Here is a 20,878-nt window from a genome sequence, read left to right as displayed (position 1 = left end):
TCCCGCGCTCCTTTTTCTTTCGGGCTCATCGCCTGCTAGACATGAAGATGGCCGACATACTTTCTAACAGTGTAGGACTCCAGACCCTCGATGCCGCCTTCGCGGCCCCAGCCACTGTCGCCGATTCCACCGAACGGCGTTTCGGGTATCGTCACCACCATCTGGTTGATGCCGATAACGCCGACCTCCATCTCCTCCGCTATCCGGTTCGCCGTTGCGGCAGAGCGGGTGAAGGCATATCCGGCCAGACCGTAAGGCAATGCATTCGCCCGTGCGATGGCCTGTTCTAGATCATCAACAGGTTGTACCAGCGCAAGGGGGCCGAACGGCTCCTCGCTCATAGCCCTCGCCCGGTCGGGCATATCCGCCAGGATCGTGGGCCGATACATCAGACCTGTTCCCTTCAGTCGTTCACCTCCGACCACAAGGCGCGCCGAATGGGACAAGGCATCGGAGATCAGGTCGTCCATCGCTGCGACGCGGCGTGTGTTGGCGACGGGACCCACCGTGGTGCCCGCTTGCAGGCCGTCGCCCACGACCTGCTTCTCGACGTAGGCACGCGCGTGTTCGAGGTACTCTTCGTAAACCGGCTGCTCCACGAAAAAGCGTGTCGGCGATGTGCAGACCTGGCCGGTGTTGCGCAGCTTGATGGCCATGGAGAGCTCCGCGGCGCGCTGCACGTCGGCGTCTTTTGCGACGATCACCGGTGCATGACCGCCGAGCTCCATGGTGGCGAGGGTCAGGGTCTCTCCAGCGAGCCGAGCGAGGTGTCGTCCCACTGGTGTTGATCCCGTGAACGAGATTTTGCGGATGATGGGGGAGCGCAGCAGATATTCGGAGACTTTCGCCGGTACGCCGAAGACCACGTTCAGCACGCCTTTGGGGAGCCCTGCGTCGGTGAGCGCCCGCGCTATTTCCAGCGTGGTACCCGGCGTTTCCTCAGCCGGCTTGATGATGCAAGTACATCCGGCGGCAAGAGCGGGGGCGATTTTGCGCGCGGGCGTTACTGCTGGGAAGTTCCAGGGCGTGAAGCAAGCGACGGGCCCGACCGGCTCCTGCGTGACCGTCTGGCGCATATCGGGCAGGCGCGCCGGGATGACACGCCCATAGCTGCGCCGCCCCTCTTCCGCGAACCAGTCGAAGAACTCTGCTGCGGCGGTGATCTCGCCCTTTGCTTCCGCGAGGGTCTTACCTTCCTCCAGGGTCAGTACCGTCGCGATGTGGTCTAAACGCTCTCGCATCAGGCCAGCCGCGCGGCGCAAAATCTGCCCACGCTCATAAGGCGAGGTGCGCTTCCAGCTCTCGAAGGACCGGCTTGCCGCTGCAAGTGCGCGGTCGAGTTCTGCCGTTCCGGCGTGCGGCAGCTTGCCGAGAGGCTGCTCCGTGGCCGGGTTGAGAACGGTTTCGCTTCCAGCATTGGTTTCCTCGATCCATTCGCCATCGATGAGGAGTGCCAGTTTCGTGTACATATTCTATTCCTTAGACGGATATGATGAGCTCAGACGCGAGTGGACGAGAGCCCGATTGGATCGACTTCCTGTGTCGATGCGGCTCCGATGCGAATCGTTCTTGCTCGCGCAGTTGGTGGGGGCCGCTACCGATTCTGATGGCGGATGACTGATTGCCCCTTAAGTCTTCCCCCAGCGAGTAAGACCGGCATCGGAGATGATCTTCGCGATGGCCGCCTTCTGTTCGTCGGCCAGCGGCAGCAGCGGCAGGCGCGGACCACCCGCGCCCCGGCCAAGCTGGCTCATGGTCTCTTTGATGGCCGCGTAATAGGATCCGGACTGGAAGCAACGATAGAAGGCGAAGACGTCACGGCCGAGATCATCCAATGCCTTGTCGCCACTCAGAGCCTTGTCCCAGTAGTCGCGGATCAAAGGCCCGGCGATTTGATGCGCCATAGCGACCACTCCGTGAGCACCAACGGCGCGAGCCGGCACGATCATTGTCTCGTAGCCGACGAAGACACGAAGTCTGTTCCCCACGCGCTGCACGAGCTCTGACACCTGAGTGATCACGCCGGAGCTATCCTTGATAGCGACGACGGTCGGCAGCGCCGAAAGCTGCTCCACGAGGGCCGGGGTGATATCGATGCCGGCGCGACGCGGGCTGTTATAGAGCATCAGCGGCAGCGACGTGTTCCGGGAGATGTACTCGAAGAAGGCCACGATCTCGCGCGGGCTCGGCATGGCGTAGATCGGCGGCAGGATCATGCCGCCCGCGCAGCCCGCCGCCACGGCCGACTGGCATGCTTCCAGCACATCCTCGACACGCAAGTCGGCAACGCCTGCCAGGACGGGAACGCGGCCGCCCACGTGGTCGACGGTCAACTTGTAGAGGCGCGCGCGCTCGGTCTTGGTAAGCGCATAGAATTCTCCGGTGCTGCCGGCCGCTACGACGCCCTGCGCGCCGTTGGCGATCGCGTCGTCGATGAGTGCCTTGTATCGGGCCTCGTTGATGGAGCCGTCGGCTCCGAAGGGAGTGACGAGCACGGGGAAGATGCCGCCCCAGTTCACATTGGTCATGATCTACTATCCTTTGTTGGAAGATGCGGTTGAAGGTGCAGCCGCCGGCGAAGTGAGGGGGCCGAGAAGACGGGCCTGTTCGGTAAACCGTCCGACGAAGGCCGCGAGCCTCGGGTTTGCGTTCGACAGCAGGAGTTCGCGCGGAGCCCCGCTGGCTGCGACGACTCCTTGGTCCATGAAGACCACACGGTCTGCCAGCTCATAGGCGAAGCCGATCTCGTGGGTGACGATGACCATGGTCATTCCTTCGGCGGCCAGCTGGCGGATAGCGGCGAGCACTTCGCCCACCAGTTCCGGATCCAGCGCCGAGGTCGGCTCGTCGAAAAGCATGATGGTGGGCTGCATAGCGAGCGCCCTGGCGATGGCGACGCGCTGCTGTTGGCCGCCCGACAATTGCGAAGGGTATTTGTGCCCGGCGTCGGGAAGGCCCATGCGCGCGAGGAGCTCGCGTGCTCGAGCTTCGGCTTCGGCGCGCGGCACCTTCTTCACCACTAGCGGCGCTTCGATGATGTTCTCCAGTGCGGTTCGATGGGGGAACAGGTTGAAGCTCTGGAACACCATGCCGGTCTTGGTGCGCACGGCACTGACCTGTCTGCCGGAGAGCTTCAGCCGCTCGTCACCGGTGCTGCGGAACAGAGGCGCCCCCTCGATGACAATCTCGCCTTGGTCCGGCTCCATCAACAGGTTCATGCAGCGCAGCAGCGAGGTCTTGCCCGAGCCGCTCGCGCCGATCAGGCAGACCACCTCTCCGCGATGGACGTCGAGATCCACGCCACGCAGTACATGATTCTTCCCGTAGGACTTCTCGATGCCGCGTACGCTCAGTACGACTTCGGTGGATGTGACCGTCATCACGCGGCCTCCTTGCGTTCGAATCGGCGAGAAAGAGCGCTGAGGGGGAACAGCAAGAGGATGAAGACGGCGCCGATGACGGTATAGACCTCCATCGGCCGGTAGGTGAAACTGGCGATGTAGCCCGCCTGATAAAGCAGATCGGGGATGGTCAGCACCGACAGAAGCGTCGTGTTCTTGAGCTGCATGATGGTCTGGCCCATCAGCGGCGGCACCATGCGACGGAGCGCCTGCGGCAGGATGATGCGCTTCATGCGCTGCACGTACCCCATGCCCAAAGCGATGGCGGCGTCGGTCTGGCCACGGTCGATCGATTGGACGCCGGCGCGCAGGATCTCGGCATAGAAGCCGCTGGCGTAGAACCCGAGACCCAGAACACCGGCCGTTTCCTTACCGATCTGGATCTGAAGGAAGATCGGCAGCGCGTAATAGGTCCACATCAGCAACACCAGCAGCGGGATGTTGCGGAAGAACTCGACCCAGACTCGGCCGGTCCATCGCACGAGTGGCCATGGAGTGAGCTGAAGCAGCGCCACGAGGAGGCCGATCGCGAGTCCGATGGCGCAGGTGTAGATCGTGTATTTCAGAGTGACGAGCAGGCCGTAGGCAAGGATGTCCCAATTCGCGAAGACGATGGACGGATCGAATTTCATGGCACTCTCCGTCAGTTGGGAAGGAAGCCGGCAGGCAGCGGATCGTCTGTTTCCAGAACGAGAGTGGAAAATGCGGTGACATGAGCCATGCCGCGCACCTCCAGAATGACGGCCGGCCTGCCGTCGCTGGCCTTAGCCAACTCCGCTATTTTCGCTTCGAAGGGCACACCGAGAATGTTCTCGGCCCGATATGAGGCGCCTACCGCCAATTGCCCGCGGGCGTGAAGTTGGGCCAACCGGGCGGAAGTGCCAGTGCCGCACGGTGAACGGTCAAACTTGTTGCCGGCCAAAACGACCAGGTGCCGGGCACCCTCCTCGATGGGATGATGAAAGAGAATGCTGCCAACCTGCGGCACCCCGCTGCGGGCATTGAGCGTTTCCTTGATCGCCATGCCCGCGCGGCACCATCCGCTGGCATGGTCGATGTCGAAGGGAAGATCGACTTGGTCAGCGGCGACCAGTGCATACGTGATACCGCTATAAGCGACGTCACAGGTCACCTTGCCAAGGCCTTTGACCTCCGAAACGACGTCGGAGGCAAGAACGTAGGAGGGTACATTGCGCAACAGGACCGAAGTGAGCCGTCCGGCGTCGAACGTGCCGGTCACATGAACGATGCCCGCCGGGGTCTCGATGGACATCCCGTTTTGCTCAAAGCCTTGCGGAAGGGCTCCCGTAGCAGCGAGACTGGCGATGTAACCGATCGTGGCATGACCGCACATGTCGGCGTAGACGTAGGAGAAGATGAAGAACAGCCCCTGGTCCGCGTCGCGGGAGGGCACGGGCACCGCCGCCGCCATGGCGGCATGCCCGCGCGGTTCATGGAGCAGCAGCGTTCTCAAGCCGTCATGGTTGTTGCGGAAATCATCCCGCTGCTCGCGGACGCTCTGCCCGCGCAACGGAGGGATGCCCGACATGACCGTTCGGGTGGGATGCCCTGCGGTGTGGCTGTCGATGACAGTAAAGAGGCGGCTCGTACGCATGGCGTCAGCAATACTTGCCGGACTGGGGAACTACCTTCATGTCGATGCCGCGCTCGAGCATGTAGTGAGTGATGCGCGAGCAGGCGAGACCAAGTGAATTCTGCTGCGACATCCAGTTGGCCAGGAAGTTGGAGAACCCCTCATTTCCGGCTTCGCGGCGGATGCCGATCGTCGCGGGGTTGCGCAGCACCGGCATGGGCACAACGGCCTTGCCGACCCCTTTTGAGTCGAGAAGCGCGGCGTCCTGGTCGGCGACGATCATCGCGTCGACCTTGCCTGACTGCAATTCCAGTACCGCCTGGTCGCGCGTGGGCACTACGACAATGGTTGAGTTCGGGATCACGGATTCGGCGATCACCTGCATCGTGCCGCCTTTCTGCACGGCGACGCGCACTTCCTTCTTGTCCATCTCGCGCCAGGTCTTGGGCGTAAAGCCAGGACGCGCGACAAGAGCCCAAATGCCCTCGACGATGGCGCCTGGCACATAGTCGATGACGAGGCCGCGGCGAGGATTGGGGTTGAGAGCCACCGCAAGATCCACCTTGCCGGCCTGGAAATCGGCAGCGAGGTTGCCCCAGGTCGTCTCGTAATATTCGATCTGAACGCCAAGCAGACTGGCGATATCCTTGCCCCAGTCGACGAAGAATCCCGACCATTCGCCGGTACGCGGATCCTTGATGTAGCCGGGCTCCTCCGCGACCATCACCGGGAATTTGAGCTTCCCGCTCGCCTTGATGCGATCGAGCACAAGAGACGGATTTTCGGCCCGCGCCGGCGCAGAGGTCGTTCCGAGAATGGCAGCCACGCCAATGGCGGCAGCGGCAATCGCACGCACCAAGCGGTTCATTGAGGTCTCCTCTGTTTTATTTGTATTATGTCAATTTATAAATGTATCATATCAATGACACAGCACAATGCAAGCGCAATCTTGCGCTGCTTTGTCGTTATCGAACGCGATAGGGAGCGCAGGAGAGCCGCGGCGCGCGGCCGGCGACGAGGTCGCAGATAATGGCGGCCGTCATCGGGGCACCGCTAATGCCCATATGGCCATGGCCGGTGGCGAACAGGATCGCGGGATGCTGGGGATGGGGACCGATGATCGGCAAACTGTCAGGCGTCGACGGTCGTACGCCCATCCAGTCAGTTGCCTGATTGATCGATATGGCAGGCAGCATTGCGCGCGCATACGCCTGCAGTTTGAGACTCTGCTTCGCATCGCGCGGCGCATCGGGAGCATTGAACTCGGCGATTCCCACGATGCGCAGCCCCTCATCCAGTGGCGTGGCAACGAAGGCCGAAGCCGCATCGGTCACGGGACGGCTGATGGCTCCGGAAATGCCGGACATTGTGATGTGATAGCCGCGCTCGCTGGCCAGCGACAGAGAAATTCCCAGGGAGCGCGCCAGATCGCGGCTAGCGATCCCCGCCGCGACAACCACTGTGTCGCAGCTGTGAGGCCCGGTACTCGTCCGTAGCGTTACCCGTTCCGTGCCCGGCTCTATCGCCTCGACACGCGCAGCCCGAATTGAAACGCCAAGCGCAGCGGCTCGCGCCATCAGCCCCTCCACCAGCGCAGGGGGTGAAGTCACATGACCACTGTTGGGAAAGTAGATTCCACGCCGGTAGTCGCGGGACAGAGCCGGCTCCAACTCGCGCAGTTGCTCGGCGCTGAGCTTCTCAAAAGCCACGCCATGCTGCGTCCGTAGGCTGCTCACCAGTTCTTCCAGCGCGCTCGGCGATTCGTCGCGCCATACATGGAGGGCACCGTTCGGCCGGAACAATCGATTCCAGTCGGTGTCTCCGAGCATGTCGCGATACAGAGCGGCACACGGCCGGTTGAGAGCGTGCAGCGCCGCATACGCCGCCTCCCAGGCTTGCGGACGCCCAGTACGCAGGAAGCGGACCAGCCATGGGAGGGTACAGGGCAACTCACGCGGGGCGAGGCGCACCGGGCCATTAGCATCAGCGAACCAGCGCAGTGCACGCCACATGACACCGGGATGAGCCATGGGAAGTGCCGATCCCGCATTGTATTGGGCACCGTTGCCCCAAGAGCAACCATGGCCGACGCGCCCCTCCTCGACCACGGTGACGCTGTGCCCTTCCCGCGCCAGCATGAGCGCGCAACTCACGCCAACTACGCCCCCGCCAATAACGACGACGGCACGTTGTTCAGCCATCCGAGTATCTCCTTGTCCACGCTGAGTTGCCCCGAGGTCCGCCGCGCTAAGGCAAGAATCCGCATAGAGATGCCGGCAATCTTCCCCGCTCTCGCCTTGAGCGATTGACACATAACAACTGGTGCAAATTGGAGCATTTGAACTACTACAATCATAGTCTCGGGCCGGATTCAATAAAATTTCACTTCTCGCCCCATTCCAAGTCATCTCATTGATTGTAAAGGAAGTTCTGTCTAGCCCCGCATACGGCGCGCAATTGGCCCTAATCTAATGACATAGAGCACGATGATCTTAGGTTCCAAGGCAATAACCTGCTCTCCACTTCGTTCGCCGTGCCCCTCAAAGACTCTCTTGAGGCGCGCAACATTCGCTCGTGAGTCGCGCCCTCGGGTAACCTGAGCATTTCCTCGGCGCAGTTTTATTCGAGCGCGATCGAGGAAAGGCAGCCACGCGCTCGTCGGGAAACCGGAACGTTCCTAGCGCGGTCAGAACCTTTTCCGATGAGTCCTGGATCGTGGCCCGGGGGGCCGAGAAGCAGTTGAGCTTTCGTGCGGGGTGAAGAGATCGATGACGCGCGACCGCAGCCCAAAGGCAGTCGACGGTACGCCTAGCGGCCAGGTGCGCCTTTGAGTTTGGGAACACGCCTTCGCGGGCTACGGTTTTGGACTGAAGGCACCACGCAGAGCAGGATGTGCCCGCTCGGCTGACTCGCGAACCTTTGCTCCCTGATCGCCCGAGAGGTGGTCGTCCATAACAATGATATCTGCAAATTTGAGCTCGGGCGCCAGCACGTGGTCGATATAGGCTTGGAAGGCATCGCGGCTGATCGCCCATCGAGTAACCAGGGTGCCATCAAGCCGGAGAAGCGCAGGCCAGCGGCAGATGCATTCGGCTTGGGATACCACTAAGCTCAGCCGATTAGCGCGGTAGAGGGATTCCATGCCACGCGGTGCAATCGAATGTAAACGCGACGAGCGGAGGGGACAATCTTATGCACTTCAAGGACTTGCGGGTCACGGATTCGCGTCGCGGCTTCTTGCGTTCGGTCACTTTCAGGAGCGAGTCCCGGAGTCGTCCGGAAACGCGAAAACCTTTTGAACGACTTCGGCTCTGCCATCGCGGCCATGACAAAGGGCGGTTGACCCGCCTCAACAATTCGGATCGGCAGCATGTGCACGAAAGAACGGGCGGACGGAGGGCGCGCAGCACTTCCATTCGCACTGCTTTTCGTCAATTGTAGGCGAGTTTATTGAGTCATTCGCGGAGCCACCCCATGCGCAGATTTGCTTTGATGGCATCCTTGCTGGGTATCGCCTGTCTATTCACGACTGCCGCCTACTCACAGGGCGCAGCAGTCACTCTTTCCAAAGCGGCTTCCAAAAACGGCAGAGCGCTCTTCAATATCATCGCTGGTGGGGTCGTAATCGGAACTTGCTACGAGATGGAATGTGACGCCGCGGTGCGGAAATTAGTCCGGCCGCAAGAAGAAGCGCCATCAGAAGCTGACCTCAAGAGTTCTGATGATAATGATGAGGTCGGCGAGAAGGCCAAAGAGACGAAGCCACCAAGAGCCCAACACTGACGGTTTAGACGAGCACTAACTGAAGTAAATTGCACGAAGATCGACAAACGTCCCGGAGGTGCTTGGATCGCGAGTGTGAGATTGTAGTGCTCATAGGTAGGAAGGTTATTGGCACCAACGCAACGATAGCGGAAATATCAGCACCAAATTTGTCGCCGGACCGGCTTATTAGGCGGGCACGACTATGCAAGCCAACAAAAATCGCTGTGGAATTCTGGGATCATTTGGTCCCGCGCGGCAAGCAAGTATTCCCACCACTGCCGAGATGAGCCCGGCCGCGTAGTCTTCGTTCGGGATCAGACCGCCATTTTGCGGTCGGTTGCATTAGGCCGGATTGTTGGGAACGCGCCCCTTCATGCGCGATGCGACCAACATGCAACGGCTTGCTAGCATCATCTATCATGACCCAATCAGGGCACGTGAGCAGCCCGTAGTAGAGCTTTATCCGGGGCGGCGTCAATCTTTAATGGTGCTGGAATTTGGTCCAGTTATGGACCGAGAGAGAGTGCACGTAATCTCTCTGTCGTTCGACCAATGCACCGCCAGGAAATGCACGGAGCAAGGATTCTTGCCTACCGCCTCAAGTGAATCGCACGGAGAGAAGTCGTATACATCAGAGGCCAGCACAATATTGTCGCTTCGGGGATCTGCGGGGCCTTTCATCCATGTCAGAAATTATTTCTAGCGTCGGAGACTTCGTCGTCTCGCACGAGCAGCTGCTTGGAAGGATGTTTGCTGTCTCCGCCTTAACTTTCGCTCTCTACCGTGCGCTCTGGCAGCTAAAAGATAATCACCCTCGCGAAATCTATGCAATTTGGTACGTCTTCTCCTTGTTCTTCGTCATTTTTTCGGGGCTGTCCTATGTCGCAACGATAAAGCAAATTCAGGTAACTTCGGTTTGCGGCGAGTACGCCAGCACGTGCAAGACCTTGCTCAGTTACCTCGTGAACGTACAGGAAGAACTGACGTTGGTCAGCGGTCTTCTCGCTATTGGCATCATCCCGCAGCTGTTGACTTACTTTTTGAGCGGCTTGTCGGGATCAGCCTCGAAGCCGATGTTCGTGTGGCATATCGAGCAATTTGCTGTCTGGAGCCTCATCAAATTCGGTGCAGGCTTTGGTGGGGTAACAATGGGGATTGCAATTGGCCAGTTCGCTGCGGATAAACCCCCAGTCTTCGATGTCTACTTTGGGGCCGCGATGTTCGTTTTTGGTGCGTTCTACCTTGCGGCACTAGAGACTTGGCTGAGGGAAGGCTTGCCGACTCTCTGGCGCAGACATGAAGCGCACCTATGGATGCTATTGAACCGCCACGGGTTTGCCGGAGGCTCCAACTCCTGAGAGGATGGAGCCATGACAAGCAAGACGACGAACAAGTTTTCACCCGAGGTCCGGGCTCGTGCGGTTCGGATGGTTCTGGATCATGCGAGCGAGCACCCGTCGCGGTGGGCGGCCGTGACCTCGATTGCGGCCAAGATCGGCTGCACACCGCAGACGCTGCACGACTGGGTCAAGAGGGACGAAGTCGATAGCGGACACCGGGCCGGCGTTCCGACCGACATGGCCGAGAAGCTGAAGGCGCTGGAGCGGGAGAACCGTGAGCTTCGGCAGGCGAATGAGATCCTGCGCAAGGCGAGCGCGTATTTTGCGATGGCGGAGCTCGACCGCCGGTCCAAGCCATGATCGCCTTCATCGACGATCATCGTGGGGCGCATGGGGTCGAGCCGATCTGCAAGGTCTTGCCGATCGCCCCTTCGACCTACCACGCCCATGTGGCCAGGCGGCGCGATCCTGCCAGGCTGTCGGCGCGCGCCAGGCAGGACGCTACCCTGAAGATCGAGGTTCGGCGGGTGTTCGATGAGAACTTCCGGGTCTATGGCGTGCGCAAGGTCTGGCGGCAGCTCGAGCGGGAAGGCTTCGATGTTGCCCGCTGCACGGTGGCGCGACTGATGCGGGACATGGGTTTGCAAGGAGTCATCCGCGGCAAACCCGTCAAGACCACGATCAGCGACAAGGCCGCGCCATGCCCGCTGGATCACGTCAACCGCCAGTTCAGGGCGCCAAGGCCGAACGTTCTTTGGCTCTCCGACTTCACCTATGTCGCGACCTGGACCGGCTTCGTCTACGTCGCCTTCGTCATCGATGCCTACGCCCGCAGGATCGTGGGGTGGCGGGTCTCGCGCACGGCGCATGCGGGCTTCGTGCTCGATGCGCTGGAACAGGCCCTGCACGATCGCCGGCCGGTCCATCGCGGCGGGCTCGTGCACCACAGCGACAGGGGCAGCCAATACGTCTCGATCAAATACACCGAGCGTCTGGCTGAAGCTGGTATCGAACCTTCTGTCGGCAGCGTCGGGGACTCCTATGACAACGCTCTCGCCGAAACCATCAACGGCCTCTACAAGGCCGAGGTGATCCATCGGCGCGGGCCATGGCGCAGCTTCGAGTCCGTCGAGTTCGCGACGCTGGAATGGGTGGACTGGTTCAACAACCGAAGGCTCCTCGAGCCCATCGGCAACATCCCGCCGGCCGAAGCCGAGCAACGCTACTACGCCATGCTGGAACAACCCGCCATGGCGGCATAACTTAAACCAAATTGCCTCCGGCAAACCCGGGGCGGTTCAACATACATGGCGCCGAGGCGCTGGGTCAGACGATCGTATTCGGCCTGAAGCCGCTTCACCGCCGCGTCGTGTTCCTTTCTTTCATCGACGTGGCTTTGATGTAGCCCGGTTACGATCCATTCATGGACCTTCTCTGAAAAGTGTAGCCGGCCCATCAGTTCGGCGAACTTGCCGGCGATGATTTCCTCGCGAACGTAGGGCTCGCCGCATTTCCCTTTGTAACCGGTGCAATGATAGTAGATGTACTTGCCCTTCTGAATCTCTCCGACAAGGGCGCAGCCACAGTGGCCACAGTTCATAAGGCCCGAGAAGGCGAACTCTCTCGGTCCACGCCGCAGCTTGCGGTTGCCGCGATCCTCAAGCCGAAGCTGCACGCGCTCCCAAAGATCGTACGAGATCAAAGGCTGATGTCGGCCCTTTATGACGCTGCCATGCCACTCATATTCGCCGGTGTAGAGCCGATTGCGAAGAATGTTATGTATCTGCGCGGTACCAACCGGACCTCCCGTAACGCGCGAGGCGAGGCCATCGGCGCGCGCCTTTTGCGCGAGTTGCCCAATCGAATAATCGCCGGTGACGTACCATTCGAAGAGCTTCTTGACGGCTGGCCCAAGTTTCGCGTCGATCTCGATGATCTTCTTGCCTTCGGGATTGCGTGTATTGAGATAGCCGATTGGCGCGCTGGTGGGCCAATAGCCTTGCTGGGCTTTCTCGGCCATGCCCTTGCGGGCTTCTTCCGAAAGGTTGTCGATGTAGTTCTTGGCCATGAGTACCTTGATGCCGTGCATGAACTTCTCGGAAGACCGAGATTCGCGCGACAGCACCACGCCCTCTTTGACCAGATGGATTTCAATATCGACCTCGTCGAGCGTCACCCAATCCTTGAGATTGCGGTAGAGCCGGTCCGTCTTTTCGACAAGGATGACGCGGACGTCCGGATGTTTCTTAAGGTACCGGATCATCTCGCCAAAGTTGGTTCGGCCGCTCAGTTTTGCGGTCTCGACATCCACAAACTCCTTCGCGACGACCAGCGCATTCGCCTGCGCGTAACCGGCCAACAGCTTCTTTTGAGCGTCGATCGAGAAACCTTCCTTTTCTTGCTCCTTGGTCGAGACACGCGCATAGGCGACCGCCTTCTTCGCGGCCAGCGCACCATTCAATTCCTTTTTCCTTTTCATAGGCTTCCTGACGGCGAGAGTTCAAGCAATTGAATCAGGAAGCCGATGCAAGCGCAATAAGATTCCCAACATCAGCTTCCGGCACGTCTGGAAGTCTTGCAGCGTCGCTTGCTACGAGAGGATTACGCCCCATTCGACTCAGCGTCACCGAGCTGGATAGATGGTGGCGATGATTCTGCCGCTGCCGCGTCACGACGTTCTTCTTCGGCCCATTCGCGCAATACGCGAAAGAAGCCAACGACGTTGTGCACCATCTCCCGCGCATCCTCGCGCGTTAGGGCGTGGTCCGCATAGGGCTGCCAGACTGCAATGGTCTGGTCCAGGAAATCGCCACCGGCCGCACGGTCAACGATCCGATTGACGAACTCCGAGCCCTCAACGGAAGCGGAAGCCGCGTCGCTCCTTCTGCGGCCACGGTCTGCTTGATGCTTGCGGTCCATTGTCATGATGTCCCTCATCCGACATCATTAGGCCGCACGTAAGCGCATCGCGCTTTCGAAAACTCTGGGAATACCAAAGGTTACAAAATCTGACGCTCGATCCTATGCATCACGCTCTGATTCACTTCGCCGGACTCCACACACGAACGTGTGGCAGGTAACGGATTCTGATTACAATCGTATGCAGGCGAGCGTAGCGGCTGGGAATGTTTGGCAAAGCAGTGAATTGCGAATTGACGTGAGAGCTACCAAAAAAAGACAATGCGTGCGTTCCCATGGCGCCCTCTGAAAGGAATGCGTGCAACGGAGATGATGGACTTACCGGTTTTTGGCAGCTCCGGCTGACCAACCAAATCAGTATCGGTTAAGGGCTAATACTCCTGTCTGCTGACCGGGAATGTCCCACGCAATCGCGAGGGTCCCACCAACAGCATTTAGGAGGACATATGGAGCCGAACGCGGTCCCGCAGAACCCTGAAGACGAACTCGGTGATGACATGCTGGAGGGAGCGCGCGCTATCACAAAATTCCTGTACAAGAAGGTAACCCAGCGCAGGCTTCGCAAGGTCTATTACCTGGCGCAAAAAAGTAACTTGCCAATTTTTCGGCTCGGCTCGGTGCTCCACGCGCGCAGATCGGAGCTTTTGAAATTCATCACCAGTCAGGAAGAACGAGCCGTTCCGCGCAAGCCTAATCCATGAGGCCCGAGTATTGAAGACCCCGAGCGGAGCGGGTGAAGAGGGACGTTGGAGCGGGTGAAGGGAATCGAACCGTCGTATTCAGCTTGGAAGTCGAAATCATATCCCTCCCGCGACATCACTGACATTCACTAAACAGCGTAAAACAAGCACTTTCCCGAGTTTCCGACTTCACGCCCAATCACCCAAAGGCGGTCAAATCATTGGCGATTGCGCCCGAGGAGCGCCCTGAAAAATGGAACTTTGGGCGTCGGCGCGGCAACAAAAAAGCGCCGTGTCAACCCACGGCGCTCTCTTTATCACCCTTTTCCGACCGTAAGCGGCAAGCGATGCTGAATCCTCCCGTCAACCTTCAACTATGCGTAGGCAGCAACCAAATCACGAGCTGGACAAGACCAACAAGCAAGCCAACACATGCGCTGATACCCGCGACCAGCCGCGCCTTCCGACTTTCGAGCAATCTGTCGATGAAGTTCAAGAGACCATGGCCGGCTGTTTTGAGCTTTCCCTTGACGGCCTGTGTAATAACGAAACTAAAGAAACCAACCTTAGCAATGGTGGACGTATTCATTCTGATGAAGTCTTTGGCCTTGAAGGCCTCAGATTCCTCTTTGCCGGACAGGAAGCCTTGTACCTTGCTGCCGTTTAGCTCCATCAACGACAGCATTTTTGGATCTGGAGCGTAGTCGCCGCCATAACGGTTTTTCAAAACGTCATTCAGGTTGATCCGCACTTCTATCGGAATGCTCGGCGGTTCTTGACCTGTAAGCACCCGATATCGATGTTCAATATGCTCAAAGCCAAAGGTAACATTCCGCATATTCCAATGGACCCAGTACTTCTCGCGCCGATCGCGCACGAAGTTGTAGAAATGCGTAAGCAATTCCCGCTCGATCTCGTCGTATTTCCCTTCCACCTCATCGGGTGGGATGTGGAGATATTCTGCGGTTGTGTGCGTTGAAAAACTAACAGTCTGCCCCGAGGTGTAGTGCCGCACCACGATGGAAGTGATTCGAGGCGACAACGCGCCCGCTTCGGCGTCGAATAAGGACTGAGACGAATAGTGGATGATATAGAAACGGTCCGGATGGTCTTTAATGTCGCTAAAGAATTTTTCCGCGCTAGCCACCGTTACCCCCCAAGGCGCTTCGGCTCACCGGCAGAAAATCCGCCAAACTTACTTTGCGGATGACCGGAGAGAATCGACATTTCGAATTGGACAGCATTAGAAATACTCGTCGTATGTCAAGCAATAAAACAATGCCAAGGAGATTTATGCTCGTGTCGCAACTTGAGCGAACATATCCGACTGCGGCGAAGGCGTAGCGGCTACAGGTCTCATGGCGCGCTACCATGAAGCGAAACGTACACGTTCACGAAAAGAACGATCGCACCGATGATCACCACAGCCCAAGCCATCATTCCTAGCGAATGGGCCTGCATGGCGCAGCCTTCGATCATTTCATCGTACATCTGATCGATGCGTTGCTCTTCCGACCTTGCAATTTTGGCTTCACACTCCTTGAAGAATGCCTCCGTCGCTGCGTCTTTACGACGTCGTTCCTCGACCAGCCTCGGCGGCAATCCGTGCTGCTAGAGATTGCCAAACGTTCCGAAGCGGCGGCCTCCCCTAGTCCTAGGCGGTCACGACGAGAGCGTACGATGACGTTGACCCGCTTGTCGGAGGGTGCCGGCGTTCCCTAAGGCTTTGCGTTACGTGGGCGTTCACCGAGTTGCGCTTCAAAAAGGGATTGGCCGATCTCGCTCCGGACGGCCGCAGGGAAGGCCCTGAGGTCCTTTTGGCTCGAACCCACAAAAACGGCGGGCCTGATCGCGCGCACCCCTTCCGTCACCAAGATTCGTCGATAGCTCCCATTCTCGCGTACCATTCTGTCTGATTTGAAACGTCGATGCGACAAACCGAACCAAGCAACCTGATCGTTCCGCTGCTGTGGCGGCAAAACCGCTGTTTTTTGGTCTCGACACGGCAGCAACGCTTTCGCGAGCGGCACGCCGATTGCAGGAACAAAATAACCAGCAATTGAAGGACGTCGCACGCGTCACCGGCTCACGAGTACACAAAGAGACTTGCTCGATTGATCCTGATCAATGCGAGGTTGAAGCTGTAAAATTGTGGGCTACGGGCCTCGAGAAGCGCCGCTCCCTTGCATTCCCCTTGTTTTGGCGACCGGAGAGACGCATCGATGAACCCAGGACAGGACCAACCGGGGGACGGCGTTACGACTGTCTCTTCCGAACGAGACCAACAGCCAGGCTGCCTATGCACGCTCACCCGGGCCGCAACGCAGTGGGTTGGATCCTTGACCAGGGCGCGCATCTCTGCCGCTGGCGATCCGACGAACCGCGAGGCTCGGGCTTCGCGCGAAACGGCGCAGGACCAGGTTCTGGAGGGCTGGGCTGCCGACGACGGACAGGGTGAACAGGAGAATCGGCAAGAGGCCGTAAGACGAACGCGAGCCTGGCTTGATGCCGCCGCGGCCCATGCGCTGCTGGACCTTTCGTTGCTATCCCTGACAGCCTTGCCCGCCGCCTTTCCCGCCGCGCTCCAGCGTCTGACAATCTGGGGCAATCAGCTGACCAGCTTGCCCAACCCCCTTCCGACCGATCTCCGTGTGCTCTACGCCATGCGCAACCAGCTGAACAACCTGCCGGCCGCCTTCCCGGCCGGGCTCTTGCGCCTCAACGTTTACGACAATCAGCTGACTACTTTGCCCGATAACCTTCCGGCCACGCTTCTGGAGCTGAACGCTAGCTACAACCGGCTGACCAATCTGCCGGCCCGCCTCCCGCCCGGGCTCGAATTTCTCGGCGCGAGCAACAACCAGCTGACCAGCCTGCCCGAGACGCTGCTGACGCGGCTCGGCCCTGAGTGCGTCGTTGATCTGGTGGGTAACCCGCTATCCGAGCGGGTACGGACCAATCTGGCGGCAGCCTGCAATGTCCCGGGCTATGCCGGCCCAAACCTCTACTTCTCGAGAGACGAAGGATCGGAGCAAGCGCCGCCGCGGCCTCTGCCCGAGGTCGTCGCGGACTGGCTGGAGGGCGAGCCGCAGGTGGTGGCCGCCTGGCAGACCGTCACTGATGAACTAGGCGCCCAGCAGTACGCCCTCTTCCTCGACCGGCTGCGGCACACCGTGAACTATGGCAACCCCGAGTTCCGGCAGGCGGTGGCCGAGGATTTGCGGCAGGCGGCAATCAGGCCGCGGTTGCGCGAGCAGTACTTCCAACTGGCCTTCGGGGCGAGCGAGACCTGCGAGGATCGCATCACTTTGACCTGGAATGGCATGCAGAGCGCACGTCTAAACGCTGATGTCGAGGACGGAGCCTATGACGAGCGGCTCAACGAGCTCATCGAGCAAGCCCGCGTGCTGTTCCGCTTGGACCAGCTCGAGAAGATCGCCCGGCAGAAAGTCAGCTCGCTCCGCTTTGTCGACGAGATCGAGGTCTATCTCGCCTATCAGATCAAGCTGCGCGAGCGGCTCAAGCTGCAGCATATCGCTCCGGACATGCGCTTCTTCACCGTCTCCTACGTCACCGAGGACGACCTCATTGCGGCCGAGACGCGCGTGCGAGACGAAGAGGCGGCAGGATTCGCCGACTATCTGGTAACCCGCTGGCAACCCTTGGAAACCGTGGTGAGCCGCATTGCACCCGAGGCTTATGCAGCGATGCAGGAACGGCTCGCCGATGCGATGGGCGAGGAGTTCGAGACGCGCCTGCAGCAACGGCTCGCCGATCATCACCTGACCGATGCCGCACCGGAGCTCAGAGCCGCAGCCGCGGAGGCGCTCGGACCCGATCTCCTCAAAGAAATCACCCGCGAGATCAAGGGCGCGTTGATGCGCAAGGTGCTCGGGGACCGCGGCCTCGAGTTATGAAATGCGCTCCGTTTGCGGGGGATTATGGAGCGACAAACAGCCTGAGAACGCGTGTTCTCATCCTGATCGCCGCCGCCCAGGAAACCGACATGCAAGAATATTTTCGCGTCAGCCCGCCGTCGGTTCACCAAATGGTGCTGACGCTGGAGCGAGCTGGCCTCATCAGAAGGCAGCCAAGAACACCTCGCAGCATCGAGGTCCTCGTTGATCCCAAAAGCCTGCCCGAACTAATCTGACCGCCCGGGACGCAACCCGTCAAAATCACTTTGCAGAGCCACTAGTCCTAGGCGGTCATGACGAAAGCGCACGATGACGTTGACCCGCTTGTCGGAGGGCGCCGGCGTTCCCTAAACGGCCGCCTGGCGGCGGCCGTTGTCGAGAAGCTTCGCGCAATCGGCTGAAGCTAAGACGCTTGATTAAGCCTCTCCTTCCGCTTTGGCTTCAGCCTTGTCGTCCTTCGGTTCGAGAAGAACGATGCGCCCACCGAGCGGCAGGGCGTCGAGGTCGATCGTCAGACCCTGGCCCTTCTCGTGCGGGAACGCAGCGCCGATCCGGCGGAAGAAGTCTTGTTTGCCCTCGCGTTGCTTGACGCTGTAGGCGATCAGTGTTGGTTGCTTGTTGCTCATGATATTTCCTTTCGGTTTTGAGCCCGCCCCGATGGCGGCCTCGATGCCCGTTTCCAGGCCGAGGCGCTCAAGCGGGGTTGTCACAAGCGAGCCGCAGGCTTCCCCGAAAGGCACGTACAGAGCGCACTTTTGCGGTACAAACTCGCAATCTCGGGCTCGGGATGTTCGGTGACTGCCTTTTCCGCCGTTGTAGCGACCACCAGCGGCTGCGCGACGACCGGTTTCGCTTCGACGAGGGCAGTCGGCTGCCTGTCGCCTTCGCAAAATTCTTGTCTCAGGATCTTTCCGACTCAGTGACGAGGAGCCAGGGACCAACTCGCGGATCGCGTGACGGCTTGCCGTGGACGCGGTATTCGACCAACGTGAGTCCAGACGATTTGAAGACTTTGGCCGGGCCGTCTTGCGGGTCGCGATGGAGCTCGCCCTCCCAACAGTATTCGAGGTACTCCGACACATCGCCGCGCTCTATGAAAGCGGGCCCCTCTTTAGGATCCCGGTGGAGTTGGTCATTCTCATAGTACTCCTCAGTCAATTCGTCTTTGCGGGCCGGCCCCTCCTTCGAGTCCCGGTGGAGTTGCCCATTTTGATAATAGGCTTCATTCCACTCGTCTTGGAATGCCGGTCCCGAATCCCGGTGCAGTTGGCCTTTCAAATAATAGTATTCCTTCTTGCCGAACTGATCGTATGTTGTGAGCGCCGGTCCTTCATTTTCGGAGCGGTGCAGCACGCCATTCAGTCGATAGGCCTCATAAAGGATGATGCCAGTGCTTCGTTCGGTGACCTGAGTCGAACGACCTTTGCCCAAGACGTCCGTCCAGACCTTCTTGTTACTCATCTTCGGCAAGGGTGCGAGCTTCGCTGTTGCCCGAATAATCAGGTTTCTAGCTCCCCGCACTCGCGCGCTCGGCGCCGTCAAAGCCTCCGTGGTGCAGAACTCCTGCAACTCAACCTCGCCCGCACTGTTGTAAATCACGCGCCATGGACCGGCACTGGGACGTCGGTGCGGCCGCCCATTAATACCAATCCTCATAATGATCGACCGATGTAAGCCCAATCGCGGAGCCCGATCGACATGATCTTCCACGGCTGCGCGATGAGGGTGTTCCAGGCGTAACAGCAGTGGTCGACGATGTCGTCGTAGGATTTGAAGACGCGGTTTGACAGCCAATTTTGGCGCATGAACTGCCAGATGTTCTCCTGGCTGTTCAGCTCGGGCGAACGCGGCGGCAATGGCAGCAGCGAGATGTTGTGCGGAACGCTCAGCTGCTTCGCTCCGTGCCATCCAGCCTGATCGAGGATGATGATGGCGTGGGCACCATGGCTGACCTTGGTGGATATCTCATCGAGATGAAGCTGCATTGCTTCGGTGTTGCAGAAAGGTAGTACCAGAGCGGCGCCAGTTCCGAGTTCAGGACATACGGCACCGAACAGGTACGTCGATTGCGTACGCTGGTCATGGGCTGCCCGCGGCCGCGATCCCTTTCTGGCCCAGCGATAGGTGAGCTTATTCTTCTGGCCCACCCGCATCTCATCCTGGAACCACACCTCTACCGGCGTGTCCGGCGCAAGGCTGCTGCGGATGTCCTCCACGCTGGAGTGGAAGTTTTTTTATATGCCTCGATCGCATCGGGATCCTGCTTGTAAGCTCTCGGCCGGGCGCTGACGTGTGAGAAGCCGAGGTCCTTGAGGGCGCGATAGACCGTGTCGTCTGATACCGAGATGCCAAACTCCTCGTGCAGCCGCATGATCAGGTCACACGCCCGCCAGCGCACCACGCCATGGATGGCCGGGATCGGCCCTTCGTCCACGATCTGCGCCAGAAACGCCCGATGCTCCTCGTTGAGCTTCGCCGGCGCACCTGGCGCGGGGACATTGATCAAACCATCCGGCCCTTGCTCGTTGAACCGGATCACCCAGTCGCGTAGCGTCTGCCGGTCCATCCCGCCGACCTTGGCGGCCTCCGTGCGCGAGGCGCCATCGAGCACCGCAGCAATCGCCAGAAGCCGCCGAACCTGATCGCTGTCCTTCGCCCGCCGCGCTAACCGGCGCACCTCAACCGCCGTCAAATCCGTCCGAACCGCAATCGGCTGGCCCATGGCAACTCCCTCCAATTGCCATGTTGAATCATCGACCCGCTGATTTGGAAAGCCCCACCGTGAGTCACCACCTCAGCGGATTAGTATAACATAGTATTCCGCTCTGGTAATCTGGTCGGGATTGTGCGGGCTCTTGCGTTCGATCAGCGCCGGTCCTTCAAGAGGATCTCGGTGGAGCACGCCTTTGACACAATAGACTTCACGAATGATCGCGCCACTCGCATTTCGCTCGATTACTGCCGGTCCGTCTGTGCGGTGTCTCTTGCCTTCCTCGAGATATGCTTCGGCAAGCACGGCTCCGGTTCTAGGATCGCGGTGAATGAGAGCCGGACCTTCGGTCGCCAGACGATGCCGTTCTCTCTCACGGAAGTAATTTTCGTAGACGACGACGCCAGTCGCTAACTCTGTCGTTTGCTCAATTCTGTCCGTTTTCACGCCAAACCTCTTTCAATGCCAATTTACAATTTAAACGTGTAATTATAGTTATCACAACTATTGAAATTACTTTCATAATATTTTCAATTGGTTACGGAGCGACGG

The 20,878-nt window shown here is 59.4% G+C and carries 22 protein-coding genes and 1 other annotated feature; of the genes, 6 read left to right on the top strand and 16 right to left on the bottom strand.

All coding sequences use genetic code 11. From position 1 onward, the window contains the following. Positions 1–35: 35 nt before the first annotated feature. The 8 genes from NLM33_RS41850 to NLM33_RS50040 all read right to left on the bottom strand — a co-directional run bounded on the left by NLM33_RS41850 (position 36) and on the right by NLM33_RS50040 (position 8,137). Positions 36–1,469 carry an NAD-dependent succinate-semialdehyde dehydrogenase gene (locus tag NLM33_RS41850; RefSeq protein WP_254104246.1) on the bottom strand — a complete coding sequence of 478 codons (1,434 nt, stop codon included), beginning with the start codon at positions 1,467–1,469 and terminating at the stop codon, positions 36–38. A gap of 159 nt (positions 1,470–1,628) precedes the next feature. Beyond that, positions 1,629–2,528, bottom strand: a complete 900-nt coding sequence (locus tag NLM33_RS41845; protein ID WP_254104245.1) for a dihydrodipicolinate synthase family protein — start codon at positions 2,526–2,528, stop codon at positions 1,629–1,631. 6 nt (positions 2,529–2,534) lie between these two features. Continuing rightward, positions 2,535–3,380: an amino acid ABC transporter ATP-binding protein gene (locus tag NLM33_RS41840; RefSeq protein WP_254104244.1), complete on the bottom strand. Its 846-nt coding sequence runs from the start codon at positions 3,378–3,380 to the stop codon at positions 2,535–2,537. Further along, positions 3,380–4,033 carry an amino acid ABC transporter permease gene (locus NLM33_RS41835; RefSeq protein ID WP_254104243.1) on the bottom strand — a complete coding sequence of 218 codons (654 nt, stop codon included), beginning with the start codon at positions 4,031–4,033 and terminating at the stop codon, positions 3,380–3,382. The genes NLM33_RS41840 and NLM33_RS41835 overlap by 1 nt, the downstream gene beginning before the upstream one ends. Positions 4,034–4,044: 11 nt before the next feature. Beyond that, on the bottom strand, positions 4,045–5,016 hold the full coding sequence (locus tag NLM33_RS41830; RefSeq protein WP_254104242.1) for a proline racemase family protein: 972 nt from the start codon (positions 5,014–5,016) through the stop codon (positions 4,045–4,047). Between the two features lie 4 nt (positions 5,017–5,020). Continuing rightward, positions 5,021–5,863, bottom strand: a complete 843-nt coding sequence (locus NLM33_RS41825; RefSeq protein WP_254104241.1) for a transporter substrate-binding domain-containing protein — start codon at positions 5,861–5,863, stop codon at positions 5,021–5,023. A 97-nt stretch (positions 5,864–5,960) separates the two neighbouring features. Beyond that, positions 5,961–7,196, bottom strand: a complete 1,236-nt coding sequence (locus NLM33_RS41820) for an FAD-binding oxidoreductase (protein WP_254104240.1) — start codon at positions 7,194–7,196, stop codon at positions 5,961–5,963. A 653-nt stretch (positions 7,197–7,849) separates the two neighbouring features. Beyond that, a complete protein-coding gene (locus NLM33_RS50040) occupies positions 7,850–8,137 on the bottom strand; it encodes a hypothetical protein (protein ID WP_371930067.1) in 288 nt (95 codons plus the stop codon). A gap of 332 nt (positions 8,138–8,469) precedes the next feature. Between NLM33_RS50040 and NLM33_RS41810 the strand changes: the two genes are divergently transcribed. The 3 genes from NLM33_RS41810 (at position 8,470) to NLM33_RS41800 (ending at position 11,362) form a co-directional block, all read left to right on the top strand. Continuing rightward, positions 8,470–8,778 carry a hypothetical protein gene (locus NLM33_RS41810; RefSeq protein WP_254104239.1) on the top strand — a complete coding sequence of 103 codons (309 nt, stop codon included), beginning with the start codon at positions 8,470–8,472 and terminating at the stop codon, positions 8,776–8,778. Positions 8,779–9,443: 665 nt separating this feature from the next. Next, complete coding sequence (locus NLM33_RS41805) at positions 9,444–10,118, top strand: hypothetical protein (protein ID WP_254104238.1); 675 nt, start codon at positions 9,444–9,446, stop codon at positions 10,116–10,118. 12 nt (positions 10,119–10,130) lie between these two features. Continuing rightward, positions 10,131–11,362, top strand: a protein-coding gene (locus NLM33_RS41800) for an IS3 family transposase (RefSeq protein WP_254094988.1) whose coding sequence is annotated in 2 segments (ribosomal slippage) — positions 10,131–10,422 and positions 10,422–11,362 — 1,233 coding nt in all. Because the reading frame shifts where the segments join, the coding sequence is not laid out codon by codon here. Next, positions 10,415–10,531 (top strand) — a sequence feature (AL1L pseudoknot). (Overlaps the previous gene by 117 nt.) On the opposite strand, the gene NLM33_RS41795 is transcribed toward NLM33_RS41800, so the two are convergent. Together NLM33_RS41795 and NLM33_RS41790 are read right to left on the bottom strand one after the other, a co-directional pair. Further along, positions 11,326–12,579 carry a recombinase family protein gene (locus NLM33_RS41795; RefSeq protein WP_254104237.1) on the bottom strand — a complete coding sequence of 418 codons (1,254 nt, stop codon included), beginning with the start codon at positions 12,577–12,579 and terminating at the stop codon, positions 11,326–11,328. The genes NLM33_RS41800 and NLM33_RS41795 overlap by 37 nt on opposite strands. 122 nt (positions 12,580–12,701) lie before the next feature. Continuing rightward, positions 12,702–13,025, bottom strand: a complete 324-nt coding sequence (locus NLM33_RS41790; protein WP_254104236.1) for a hypothetical protein — start codon at positions 13,023–13,025, stop codon at positions 12,702–12,704. A gap of 440 nt (positions 13,026–13,465) precedes the next feature. Here NLM33_RS41790 and NLM33_RS41785 point away from each other — a divergent pair, with 440 nt between their 5' ends. After that, positions 13,466–13,720, top strand: coding sequence for a DNA-binding protein (locus NLM33_RS41785; RefSeq protein WP_254104235.1), 255 nt, complete (start codon positions 13,466–13,468; stop codon positions 13,718–13,720). Between the two features lie 349 nt (positions 13,721–14,069). On the opposite strand, the gene NLM33_RS41780 is transcribed toward NLM33_RS41785, so the two are convergent. Together NLM33_RS41780 and NLM33_RS41775 are read right to left on the bottom strand one after the other, a co-directional pair. Continuing rightward, entirely contained in the window at positions 14,070–14,846 is a 777-nt protein-coding gene (locus NLM33_RS41780; RefSeq protein WP_254104234.1) for a hypothetical protein, read from the bottom strand. A gap of 209 nt (positions 14,847–15,055) precedes the next feature. After that, positions 15,056–15,301, bottom strand: a complete 246-nt coding sequence (locus tag NLM33_RS41775) for a hypothetical protein (RefSeq protein WP_254104233.1) — start codon at positions 15,299–15,301, stop codon at positions 15,056–15,058. A gap of 737 nt (positions 15,302–16,038) precedes the next feature. Between NLM33_RS41775 and NLM33_RS41770 the strand changes: the two genes are divergently transcribed. Beyond that, complete coding sequence (locus tag NLM33_RS41770; protein ID WP_371930066.1) at positions 16,039–17,616, top strand: NEL-type E3 ubiquitin ligase domain-containing protein; 1,578 nt, start codon at positions 16,039–16,041, stop codon at positions 17,614–17,616. Further along, positions 17,613–17,852, top strand: a complete 240-nt coding sequence (locus NLM33_RS41765) for a MarR family transcriptional regulator (RefSeq protein ID WP_371930065.1) — start codon at positions 17,613–17,615, stop codon at positions 17,850–17,852. Before NLM33_RS41770 ends, NLM33_RS41765 begins: the two co-directional genes overlap by 4 nt. Before the next feature lie 180 nt (positions 17,853–18,032). On the opposite strand, the gene NLM33_RS41760 is transcribed toward NLM33_RS41765, so the two are convergent. The 4 genes from NLM33_RS41760 to NLM33_RS41745 form a co-directional block, all read right to left on the bottom strand. Then, positions 18,033–18,242 carry a hypothetical protein gene (locus tag NLM33_RS41760; protein WP_254104231.1) on the bottom strand — a complete coding sequence of 70 codons (210 nt, stop codon included), beginning with the start codon at positions 18,240–18,242 and terminating at the stop codon, positions 18,033–18,035. Positions 18,243–18,516: 274 nt separating this feature from the next. Continuing rightward, positions 18,517–19,215, bottom strand: a complete 699-nt coding sequence (locus NLM33_RS41755) for a hypothetical protein (RefSeq protein WP_254104230.1) — start codon at positions 19,213–19,215, stop codon at positions 18,517–18,519. 53 nt (positions 19,216–19,268) lie between these two features. After that, positions 19,269–20,338 (bottom strand): IS630 family transposase gene (locus NLM33_RS41750; protein WP_254096555.1). Its coding sequence is split into 2 segments (ribosomal slippage): positions 19,269–19,852 and positions 19,852–20,338, totalling 1,071 coding nucleotides; the frame shifts between segments, so codons are not numbered across the junction. 72 nt (positions 20,339–20,410) lie between these two features. Next, positions 20,411–20,773: a hypothetical protein gene (locus tag NLM33_RS41745; RefSeq protein WP_254104229.1), complete on the bottom strand. Its 363-nt coding sequence runs from the start codon at positions 20,771–20,773 to the stop codon at positions 20,411–20,413. Between the last annotated feature and the right edge of the window lie 105 nt (positions 20,774–20,878).

Origin of the sequence: Bradyrhizobium sp. CCGUVB1N3 (assembly GCF_024199925.1) — a bacterium.
In the GTDB taxonomy this organism is placed as follows: domain Bacteria; phylum Pseudomonadota; class Alphaproteobacteria; order Rhizobiales; family Xanthobacteraceae; genus Bradyrhizobium.
The sequence above is the reverse complement of the archived record's forward strand: the minus strand, read 5'-3'. Positions and strand labels throughout refer to the sequence as shown.

Excerpts from the sequence above, each read along its gene's own strand:
- NLM33_RS41760 (WP_254104231.1), bottom strand. The coding sequence starts at position 18,242 with ATGAGCAACAAGCAACCAACACTGATCGCCTACAGCGTCAAGCAACGC.
- NLM33_RS41820 (WP_254104240.1), bottom strand. The coding sequence starts at position 7,196 with ATGGCTGAACAACGTGCCGTCGTCGTTATTGGCGGGGGCGTAGTTGGC.
- NLM33_RS41805 (WP_254104238.1), top strand. The coding sequence starts at position 9,444 with ATGTCAGAAATTATTTCTAGCGTCGGAGACTTCGTCGTCTCGCACGAG.
- NLM33_RS41790 (WP_254104236.1), bottom strand. The coding sequence starts at position 13,025 with ATGACAATGGACCGCAAGCATCAAGCAGACCGTGGCCGCAGAAGGAGC.
- NLM33_RS41835 (WP_254104243.1), bottom strand. The coding sequence starts at position 4,033 with ATGAAATTCGATCCGTCCATCGTCTTCGCGAATTGGGACATCCTTGCC.
- NLM33_RS41785 (WP_254104235.1), top strand. The coding sequence starts at position 13,466 with ATGGAGCCGAACGCGGTCCCGCAGAACCCTGAAGACGAACTCGGTGAT.
- NLM33_RS41830 (WP_254104242.1), bottom strand. The coding sequence starts at position 5,016 with ATGCGTACGAGCCGCCTCTTTACTGTCATCGACAGCCACACCGCAGGG.
- NLM33_RS41810 (WP_254104239.1), top strand. The coding sequence starts at position 8,470 with ATGCGCAGATTTGCTTTGATGGCATCCTTGCTGGGTATCGCCTGTCTA.
- NLM33_RS50040 (WP_371930067.1), bottom strand. The coding sequence starts at position 8,137 with ATGGAATCCCTCTACCGCGCTAATCGGCTGAGCTTAGTGGTATCCCAA.
- NLM33_RS41840 (WP_254104244.1), bottom strand. The coding sequence starts at position 3,380 with ATGACGGTCACATCCACCGAAGTCGTACTGAGCGTACGCGGCATCGAG.
- NLM33_RS41765 (WP_371930065.1), top strand. The coding sequence starts at position 17,613 with ATGAAATGCGCTCCGTTTGCGGGGGATTATGGAGCGACAAACAGCCTG.
- NLM33_RS41845 (WP_254104245.1), bottom strand. The coding sequence starts at position 2,528 with ATGACCAATGTGAACTGGGGCGGCATCTTCCCCGTGCTCGTCACTCCC.
- NLM33_RS41850 (WP_254104246.1), bottom strand. The coding sequence starts at position 1,469 with ATGTACACGAAACTGGCACTCCTCATCGATGGCGAATGGATCGAGGAA.
- NLM33_RS41825 (WP_254104241.1), bottom strand. The coding sequence starts at position 5,863 with ATGAACCGCTTGGTGCGTGCGATTGCCGCTGCCGCCATTGGCGTGGCT.
- NLM33_RS41795 (WP_254104237.1), bottom strand. The coding sequence starts at position 12,579 with ATGAAAAGGAAAAAGGAATTGAATGGTGCGCTGGCCGCGAAGAAGGCG.